The organism is Pseudokineococcus sp. 1T1Z-3 (genome assembly GCF_037482365.1).
In the GTDB taxonomy this organism is placed as follows: Bacteria; Actinomycetota; Actinomycetes; order Actinomycetales; family Quadrisphaeraceae; genus Pseudokineococcus.
Genome location: NZ_JBBHZF010000023.1, coordinates 391,566 through 400,987 on the forward strand (window position 1 = coordinate 391,566; position 9,422 = coordinate 400,987).

Genomic DNA, 9,422 nt, shown 5'->3' on the forward strand with positions numbered 1-9,422 from the left:
CGGATGGTGCTCGTCGGTGGGTCGTGCTCGCGCGCTGCGGCTGGGGTTCTCTCGGCTGGCTGCGGGGGGTGGGGTCGTCAGGTGGGGCACTGGCTACGCGCTCCGCCGGGCTCACGCCCCGGCCTCGCTGCTCGCCTCACGTGCCCCACCTGACCACCCCACCCCCCGCCTCCTCGTTCGTCTCCTCGGGCAGGCGCCGCTCAGCCCGCCCCCGATGTCCGAGCCCTGTCCGTCGCCGCAGCGATGACGTCAGCTCGCCTCGTGTCTGGCGCTAGATGTCGAGGAAGCGGACGTCCTTGGCGTTGCGCTGGATGAAGGAGCGTCGGGACTCGACGTCCTCGCCCATGAGGACGCTGAAGATCTCGTCGACGCTCGCAGCCTCGCCGATGGTGACCTGGCGCAGGGTGCGGGTGTCGGGGTCCATCGTCGTGTCCCAGAGCTCGGAGAAGTCCATCTCGCCGAGGCCCTTGTAGCGCTGGACGCCGTTCTCCTTGGGCAGGCGACGGCCGGCTGCGACGCCCTCCTTCGTCATCACCTCGCGCTCGCGCTCGGTGTAGACGAACTGGTGCTCGCCCGTCGTCCACTTGAGGCGGTACAGCGGCGGCTGGGCCAGGTACACGTGACCGCCCTCGAAGAGCGGACGCATGTAGCGGAAGAGCAGCGTCATCAGCAGGGTCGAGATGTGCTGGCCGTCGACGTCGGCGTCGGCCATGAGGATCACCTTGTGGTAGCGGAGCTTCGAGATGTCGAAGTCCTCGCCGATCCCCGTCCCGAACGCCGTGATGAGGGCCTGCACCTCCTTGTTGCCGAGGGCCCGGTCCAGCCGCGCCTTCTCGACGTTGAGGATCTTGCCGCGCAGCGGGAGGATCGCCTGCGTCTCGGGGTTGCGGCCGCGGACGGCCGAGCCACCGGCGGAGTCGCCCTCGACGACGAAGATCTCCGAGCGCGCCGGGTCCTTGGTCTGGCAGTCCTTGAGCTTGCCCGGCATGCCGCCGGACTCCAGCAGGCCCTTGCGGCGCGTGGCCTCGCGGGCCTTGCGGGCGGCCATCCGGGCGGCCGAGGCCTGCAGCGACTTGCGGATGACCTCACGGGCCGGGCTGGGGTTCCGCTCCAGCCACTCGCCCAGCTCGTCGTTCACCACCTTCTGCACGAAGGTGCGGGCGATGGTGTTGCCCAGCTTCGTCTTGGTCTGGCCCTCGAACTGCGGCTCGCCGAGCTTGACCGAGATGACGGCGGTCAGGCCCTCGCGGATGTCGTCGCCCGTCAGGTTGTCGTCCTTCTCCTTGAGCAGGTTCTTCGAGCGCGCGTAGCGGTTGACCAGCGAGGTGAGCGCCGAGCGGAAGCCCTCCTCGTGGGTACCGCCCTCGTGGGTGTTGATGGTGTTCGCGTACGTGTGGACGCTCTCGGAGTAGGCCCCCGTCCACTGCATCGCGATCTCGACGTCGATCGAGCGCTCGGTGTCCTCGGACTCGAACGAGATGACCTCGTCGTGGACGACCTCGATCTTCTTCGCCGTGTTGAGGTGCGTGACGTAGTCGACCAGCCCGCCGTCGTAGCGGTAGGTGACCCCGCGACGGGCACCGTCGTCGGCCACGTCGCCCTCGGCGCCGCGGGCGCTGGCCGGCTCGCCGCGGTCGCCGACCTCCTCGCCGTCGGCGGGCCCGCGGCCGCCGTCACGCTCGTCGGTGAGGCTGATGGTCAGGCCCTTGTTGAGGAAGGCCATCTGCTGGAAGCGGGCCCGCAGGGTCTCGTAGTCGAAGACCGTGGTCTCGAAGACGTCCTCGCTGGGCCAGAAGACGACGGTCGTGCCCGTCTCGTCGGTGGCCTCGCCGCGCTCCAGGGGCGCCTGCGGCACCCCGAGCCGGTAGCTCTGGCGCCACACGTGCCCCTGGCGGCGGACCGTGACGTCGAGCCGGCTGGAGAGCGCGTTGACGACCGAGACGCCGACCCCGTGCAGCCCGCCGGAGACGGCGTACCCGCCACCGCCGAACTTGCCACCGGCGTGCAGCACGGTGAGGACGACCTCGACGGCGCTGCGGCCCTCGGTGGCGTGGACGTCGACGGGGATGCCGCGACCGTCGTCGGTCACCGACACGGCGCCGTCGGGGCGGATGACGACCTCGATGTGCGAGCAGTAGCCCGCGAGCGCCTCGTCGACGGCGTTGTCCACGACCTCGTAGACGAGGTGGTGCAGACCACGCTCGCCCGTCGAGCCGATGTACATGCCCGGGCGCTTGCGGACCGCCTCGAGACCTTCGAGCACCGTGATGGCGTCCGCGCCGTAGCTGCCCTGGACCTGCGAGGCCAGGGAGGCCGCGTCCTCGGGACGGGCGCTGGGGTCCAGGCCGTGACCGTCCTGGGTGACGGGGGCGACGCCCTCTGCGTCCGCGACGTCGTCGGCCTCGAGCTGAGCGCGCTCCTGGACCTCGCCCTCGGGCCCGGTGGGGACGCCTGCCCCGGGACCTCCCGCGGGTGAGGCGTGCGGACGAGGTGTCTCGCCCGCCGGTCCGTCGGTGCCCTCGGGTCCGGTGCTCGTCACGGGCCAGGTGTCCCTCCGCTGCGCGTGCGACGCCCGCGCGTCGCCGCGTCGGACCCCGCTGATCACGGGAAGTCTACCCCTGGCCCGAGGCACCGACCGCCGTCGGCGACGCGCTGAGGCCCCTGGACGGCCCGCTGAGCCGTTCAGGTGCCGGTCTCGGGTGGGGGTACGCATCACCGCATCGCGCCCCGAGGAGGGCCGCGCCCGGGGAGGAGCGGTGGCCGGGGAGGAGCGGTGGCCGGGGAGGAGCGGATCAGCCGTAGGTGTCGCGCGGGCCGCGGCCGCCGGCGGCACGGCGGGGGCCCCGGCGCCACGACGGCGCCCCTGGCCCCTTGACCTGCAGCGACGTGACGACGCCGGCGCCGAGCTCCTCGTCCAGGCGCCGGGCGATGACCGGCAGGAGCAGGCGCAGCTGGGTGGCCCACGCCGTCGAGTCCGCGCGCACGAGCAGGACGCCGTCGGCGAAGCGCTCCGGCGTGGCGTGCGCCGCCACCTCCGGGCCGACGACCTGCTCCCACCGGCCCATCACGCCGCCGACGGCCACCGGTGCGCTCCACCCCAGCTCGCCGACGAGGCGGTCCATGCTGCGCGCGACCGTCTGCGGGTCGCGCTCGTCCGGCGCCGCCCCGGACATGGACGGACCGGCGCGGCGTCGCTGCGCCTGCTCGCGCCGCGCCGCCCGGGCGGCCGCCCCTTGGGACCCCGCGGCCCCTGGCAGGAGGCCACGCTCGCGGGCCGCCGCCCGGGCCCGGCCGAGGGCCGCCCGCACGGCGTCCGCAGACGGGTCGACGGCGTCCGGCGGCCCGACCGCCTCGGAGGAGACGGCGTCGCCAGAAGGGAGGGCGTCGCCGGAGGGGAGGGCGTCGCCGGAGGGGAGGGCGTCGCCGGAGGGGAGGGCGTCGTCCGGCCCGGACGGCCCGGGCTCAGCCATGAGCGTCCACCTGCCGCACAGGCTCGACGGTGTCGGCGGGCTCGACGGGGTGCCCCGGCACCTCCGGCAGCACCAGCGCACCGGCGCGCACCTCGACCCGGCGGCCCGTCAGCTGCGCGGGGACGTCCTCGGGCACGGCGGCCGTCAGCAGCACCTGCTCCGCGCCGGCGACCAGCTCGGCCAGGCGGGCCCGCCGTCGGGCGTCCAGCTCGGCGAAGACGTCGTCGAGCACGAGCACCGGCTCACGCTCGGAAGGCGTTCCCGGACCCTCGCTGCGCAGCAGCTCGTAGGCCCCCAGCCGCAGCGCGAGCGCCAACGACCACGACTCGCCGTGGCTGGCGTACCCCCGCGCCGCCAGCCCCCGCAAGGACAGCACGACGTCGTCGCGGTGCGGCCCCACGAGCGTCAGACCGCGCTCGACCTCCCGCTGCCGCAGGCCCGCCATCGCCTCCCGCAGCTGGTCGGCGAGGACGTCCCGGGCCGGCGCCCCGCCCGCCCGGGCCGGCTCGGCGGACAGGTCCTCCTCGCCCTCGCCGCGGTGCTCGGCGAGCGAGCTGCGGTAGCGCAGCCGCACCACGTCCGCCGGGGCACCCGCGGCCGCCGCCCCCGCGCCGACGCCGCCCGGGCCGGTCTCGGCGACGGCGTCGTAGGCGCGGGCGACGTAGGGCGCGAGACGCGCGAGCAGGTACCGGCGCGCGGAGAGCAGGTCCGCGCCGAGGGCTGCCAGCTGGTCGTCCCAGACCTCCAGACCCGCCAGGGCCATGTCGCCCCCGCTGCGACGTCGCCCGCCAGGGCCGGAGGCGCTGCGCAGCAGGGCGTTGCGCTGCCGCAACGCCCGGTCGTACTCGACCCGGACGCCGGCCAGGCGCGGCGCCAGCAGCACGAGCAGGTCGTCGGCGAAGCGGCGGCGGCCCTCGGGGTCGCCCTTGACGAGCGCGAGGTCCTCCGGCGCGAACAGCACCGTCCGCAGCGTCCCGACGAGGTCGCGCGCCCGCGGCAGGGCCGAGCGCCCGAGGCGGGCCCGGTTCGCCCGTCCCGGGGTGATCTCCACCTCCGCGAGCACCGGCCGGCCGTCACGCACGACGCTGGCCCGGACGACGGCGCGCTCCGCGCCCGCCCGCACCAGCGGGGCGTCCTGGGCGACCCGGTGGCTGGACAGCGACGCGACGTACCCCAGCGCCTCCACGAGGTTGGTCTTGCCCTGGCCGTTGGGCCCCACGAGCGCCGTGACCCCCGCCTCCAGCGGCAGCTCGGCGCGCTCGTAGTTGCGGAAGTCGGCGAGCGACAGGTGCGCCACGTGCACGCGCCGCCCTCCCGCTCCTGCTCGCCCCTGCTGCTGCCCCGTCCCCGACCCGACCTGCTGCGGCCCGGGACCCGGCCTCCGACCCGCTAGCCCTCGTGGTCGACGGCGCGCCCGCCCGACGTCGGGCCTGCCTCGTCGGCGTCGCCGGCGCCCAGCTGGTCCGAGCGGCCCCGCGTGTCGGAGTCGGAGTCCCCGGCGCCCGAGCTCGGCCCCGCGTCCTTGACGGCGTGCCCGCCGAACTGGTGGCGCAAGGCGGCGACGGCCTTCATCGCCGGGGAGTCGGCCTGCCGGGAGGCGAAGCGGGCGAAGAGCGCCGTCGTGATGACCGGGGCGGGGACGGCGTTCTCGACCGCCTCCTGCACCGTCCAGCGACCCTCGCCCGAGTCGTCGACGTAGCCCTGGATCTTCTCCAGCCCCGGGTCGGACTCCATGGCGCGGACCATGAGGTCCAGCAGCCACGAGCGCACGACCGTCCCTCGGCTCCATGCCTTGAAGCAGCCGGTCTCGTCCTTGACGATCCCCTTGGCCAGCAGCAGCTCGAAGCCCTCGGCGTAGGCCTGCATCAGCCCGTACTCGATGCCGTTGTGCACCATCTTCGCGTAGTGGCCGGCGCCGACGTCGCCCGCGTGGACGAAGCCCTCCTCGCGCGGGCCCTCAGGACGCAGCGCGTCGAAGACGGTGAGCATCCGTGCGACGTCCTCGGCGGAGCCGCCGCACATGAGCCCGTACCCGGCGTCCTCGCCCCACACCCCGCCGGAGACCCCGCAGTCCAGGAAGTTGATGCCCCTGGCCGCGAGCTCCTGCGCGTGCTGCTCGTCCTCGGTCCACTTGGAGTTGCCACCGTCGACGACGAGGTCCCCCGGCTCCAGCAGCTCGCCGAGCTCGTCGACGACGCCCTGGGTGATCGGACCCGCGGGCACCATCACCCACACGGCGCGGGGCGCGGGCAGGGCGGCGACCAGCGCCGCCAGGCTGTCGACGTCCGTGACGTCCGGGTCGCGGTCGTACCCGGTGACCTGCAGGCCGGCGTCGCGAAGGCGGGCGCGCATGCCGCCACCCATCTTGCCCAGGCCGACCATGCCGAGGTGGCGCACCGGCTCCTCGGGGTGGGGCTGGGGCTGGGGGGCGACGTCCGTCGTGCCCGCGTCCGTCGTGCTCGCGTCCGTGCTCATGCGGCTCCTCCCGCCGGGTGGCGATGGGTCGGGTCCTGCGGTCGGGCCCCAGCGTGGTGGCTCCGGGGCAGGCTCGCCGGTCGAGGCCAGGACCCGGCCCCCACCGTCATGAGCCAGTCCCCAGACGGACGCGAACCGCCCTGCGTCAGGTCAGCCGGCCATGCGCACGGGCATGAGCAGGTAGCGGTAGCCGAGGTCGTGCTCGCCGTCGGCCTCGTCCTGGCCGGTGAGGACGGCCGGCTTGCTGGGCTGGGTGAAGGAGAAGCGCACGTGGGCTGTGGGTAGCGCACCGAGCCCGTCGAGCAGGAAGGCCGGGTTGAAAGCCGTCTGCAGGAGACCGTCCTCCAGCGCACCGTCGATCTCGGCGGGCAGCGCCTCGCTCGCCTGGGCGTCGTCACCGGCGCCGGCCTCCAGGACGACCTGCCCCTCGCTGAAGGACAGCCGCACGGGGGTGTTCCGCTCGGCCACGAGGGAGACGCGGCGGACGGCGCCGACCAGCTCCTCGCGCGCCACGACGGCGCGCACGGCCGAGTCGGTGGGGAACAGCGAGCGCACCTTCGGGTACTCGCCGTCGACGAGCAGCGACGTCGTGCGCCGGCCGCCGGCCTCGAAGCCGATCAGGCCCGTGCCCGTGGCGGCGTCCGAGAGCGCCACGGTGACGTCACCCCCGCCGGAGCCGAGGGAGCGTGCGACCTCCGAGAGCGTCCGGGCCCGCACGAGCGCGCTCGTCGAGGCGCCGGGGAAGGCCGGGCGCCAGGGCAGCTCGCGCAGGGCCAGGCGGTAGCGGTCGGTGGCGAGCAGCGTGAGCCGGTCGTCCTCGATCTCCATCCGCACGCCCGTGAGGATGGGCAGCGTCTCGTCGCGGCTCGCGGCGACGACGACCTGCCCCACGGCCTGGGTGAGGACGTCCCCGGCCACGACGCCCGAGGACTCGGGCATCTGCGGCAGCGTGGGGTACTCCTCCACGGGCATCGTCAGCAGCTGGAAGCGGCTGGAGCCGCAGGTCAGCGTGACGCGGGGGCCCTCGCTGGCCACCTCGACGGGGCGCCCGGGAAGGCTGCGCGCGATGTCGGCCAGCAGCCGCCCCGAGACGAGCGCCCGGCCAGGCTCCTCCACCTCGGCGGCGACCTCGACCCGGCCGGAGACCTCGTAGTCGAAGCCCGAGAGCACGAGCGTCCCGCTGGCGTCGGCGTCGACCACCAGACCGGCCAGCACGGGCACCGGCGGCCGGGTGGGCAACGAGCGCGCCGTCCAGGTGACTGCCTCGGCGAGCACGTCCCGCTCGACCCTGAACCTCACGGCGACCGACCTCTCCTCGCAGACCCCGCGCGGGGGGACCGACCTCGGCGACGAGGCAGGGCCGGCGACGGAGCGCCCGGGGTGGGCGCCGCCGCGTGAGCTCGCCCACGTCGAGCACCCGGCGGACGCGCGGGCGCGGGCGCCGACCCTACGACAGGGGCGGCGGGGGGTGGGAGGGCTCGGGCGAGGGGAGCGTCGTCCCCAGCAGGCCTCCCCTCCAGCTGTGCGCGGACCTCATGTCATCTGGGGAGGCTCGTCCTCGTCATCGGTGCTGTGGAGGGTGTGGAGGAGCAGGCGGCGTCGCAGGTCGGCCGGCGTGTCGACCGGGGGAGAAGCTGGTGGCGGCGCTCCGCAGCGGGGCCAGGGCGCTGTGCGCGACGACGCCCGCCGCCGCCTGCGTCCACGGGGGTGTGGACGCAGGCCGGGGGATCTCCACACGTGTCCACAGGGTTGTCAACACCTGTGGGACATCACTGGGTGCAGTTGCCGGTGACAGGAGGCATGACGGTGCGTGGTACTCGTCGCTGTGCGTGGTGGGCCGGCGCCCGGACGGGTGATCTGACCTCGCGGCTGGAGCCCTCGTGGGTGAGGGACGAGCCGGGCATGGAGGAGCCAGGCAGGGACGAGCCGGGCAGGGACGAGCCGAGGAGAGACGAGCCAGAGGGGGAGCGACCGCTCAGGAGCGGTGCTGGTGCTTGATGCGGTTGGTCAGCTCGGTGACCTGGTTGAAGGTCGAGCGCCGTTCCGCCATCTGCTCGCGGATCTTGCGGTTGGCGTGCATGACGGTCGTGTGGTCCCGACCGCCGAAGGCCTGGCCGATCTTGGGCAGCGAGAGGTCCGTGAGCTCACGGCACAGGTACATCGCCGTCTGACGGGCGGTCACCAGCGTCCGCGAGCGTGAGGCGCCCGCCAGGTCCTCCATGGTCACGCCGAAGTAGTCCGAGGCCTGCGCCATGATCGTCGCGACCGTGATGACGCCCGTCCCGGTGTCGGTGAGCAGGTCCTTCAGCACGACCTCGGCCAGCGGCAGGTCCACGCCCTGGCGGTTGAGGTTGGCGAAGGCGGTGACGCGGATGAGGGCGCCCTCGAGCTCGCGGATGTTCGTCGAGATCTTGCTCGCGATGAACTCGAGCACGTCGTCGGGCGCCTGCAGGTCGTCGCCGGCGGCCTTCTTGCGCAGGATCGCGATGCGGGTCTCGAGGTCGGGCGGCTGGACGTCGGTGATGAGGCCCCACTCGAAGCGCGAGCGCATGCGCTCCTCGAAGCCCGACAGCTGCTTGGGCGGCAGGTCGCTCGTGACGACGACCTGCTTGTCGGCGTTGTGCAGGGTGTTGAAGGTGTGGAAGAACTCCTCCTGCGTCTGCACCTTGTTCGACAGGAACTGAATGTCGTCGATGAGGAGGACGTCGACGTCGCGGTAGCGCCGCTGGAACGCCGAGGCCTTGTCGTCGCGGATGGAGTTGATGAAGTCGTTGGTGAACTCCTCGGAGTTCACGTACCGCACCCGGACGCCGGCGTAGAGCTTGGCGGCGTAGTCGCCGATGGCGTGCAGCAGGTGGGTCTTGCCCAGCCCGGACTCCCCGTAGACGAACAGCGGGTTGTAGGCCTTGGCGGGCGCCTCGGCGACGGCGACGGCCGCCGCGTGGGCGAAGCGGTTGGACGCCCCGATGACGAAGGTGTCGAAGGTGTACTTCGGGTTCAGCCGCGTGGGCTCGCTCGGCCGGCTCGGGTCGCGCGGACGCACGGCACCCACGGCCGGGGCCTCGGCCTCGACGGCGGCGCGCACGTCGTCCTCGTCCTCCTCCGCCCCGCCGTCGTCGACGTGGGCTCCCGCGTCGCCCTGCTCCGGCGAGGTGGGACGACCGGCGTCGGGGCCGTCGGGTGACGGCCCGACCTCGAGGGAGGGGTCGACCGTGATGGCCAGGCGCACCGGTCGGTCGAGCTCGTCGCCGAGGATCCCCACGACGACGTCGCGCACCCTCTGCTCGAGCACGTTCTTGGTGAGCTCGTCGCGCACGACGAGCAGCACCGTGCCGTCGAGCAGGCCGAGGGGGTGGGTCTGGCGCAGGAAGCCGAGGTTGGAGGCCGTGACGCGCTCGTCGGTGCGGAACCGGCTCATGGCGCGCGTCCAGGCCACCGGGAGGTCGACGGGGTCGGTGCTCTGCGTGCTCACGCGTC

At 74.0% G+C, this 9,422-nt stretch carries 6 protein-coding genes; all 6 read right to left on the reverse strand.

Annotated features, from left to right (window positions below):
* Positions 1-271: 271 nt before the first annotated feature.
* The 6 genes from gyrB to dnaA all read right to left on the reverse strand — a co-directional run bounded on the left by gyrB (position 272) and on the right by dnaA (position 9,363).
* Complete coding sequence (gene gyrB, locus WDV86_RS09220; protein ID WP_445263008.1) at positions 272-2,344, reverse strand: DNA topoisomerase (ATP-hydrolyzing) subunit B; 2,073 nt, start codon at positions 2,342-2,344, stop codon at positions 272-274.
* Between the two features lie 448 nt (positions 2,345-2,792).
* Entirely contained in the window at positions 2,793-3,470 is a 678-nt protein-coding gene (locus tag WDV86_RS09225) for a DUF721 domain-containing protein (RefSeq protein ID WP_339567326.1), read from the reverse strand.
* Complete coding sequence (gene recF / locus WDV86_RS09230) at positions 3,463-4,773, reverse strand: DNA replication/repair protein RecF (protein ID WP_339567327.1); 1,311 nt, start codon at positions 4,771-4,773, stop codon at positions 3,463-3,465. Before recF ends, WDV86_RS09225 begins: the two co-directional genes overlap by 8 nt.
* Positions 4,774-4,859: 86 nt before the next feature.
* Positions 4,860-5,852 (reverse strand): phosphogluconate dehydrogenase (NAD(+)-dependent, decarboxylating), encoded by a 993-nt coding sequence (gene gnd / locus WDV86_RS09235; protein WP_445263009.1) that lies wholly within the window; start codon positions 5,850-5,852, stop codon positions 4,860-4,862.
* A gap of 243 nt (positions 5,853-6,095) precedes the next feature.
* Positions 6,096-7,244, reverse strand: a complete 1,149-nt coding sequence (gene dnaN, locus WDV86_RS09240) for a DNA polymerase III subunit beta (RefSeq protein ID WP_339567329.1) — start codon at positions 7,242-7,244, stop codon at positions 6,096-6,098.
* A 676-nt stretch (positions 7,245-7,920) separates the two neighbouring features.
* Positions 7,921-9,363 carry a chromosomal replication initiator protein DnaA gene (dnaA, locus tag WDV86_RS09245; RefSeq protein ID WP_445263010.1) on the reverse strand — a complete coding sequence of 481 codons (1,443 nt, stop codon included), beginning with the start codon at positions 9,361-9,363 and terminating at the stop codon, positions 7,921-7,923.
* Positions 9,364-9,422: the final 59 nt, after the last annotated feature.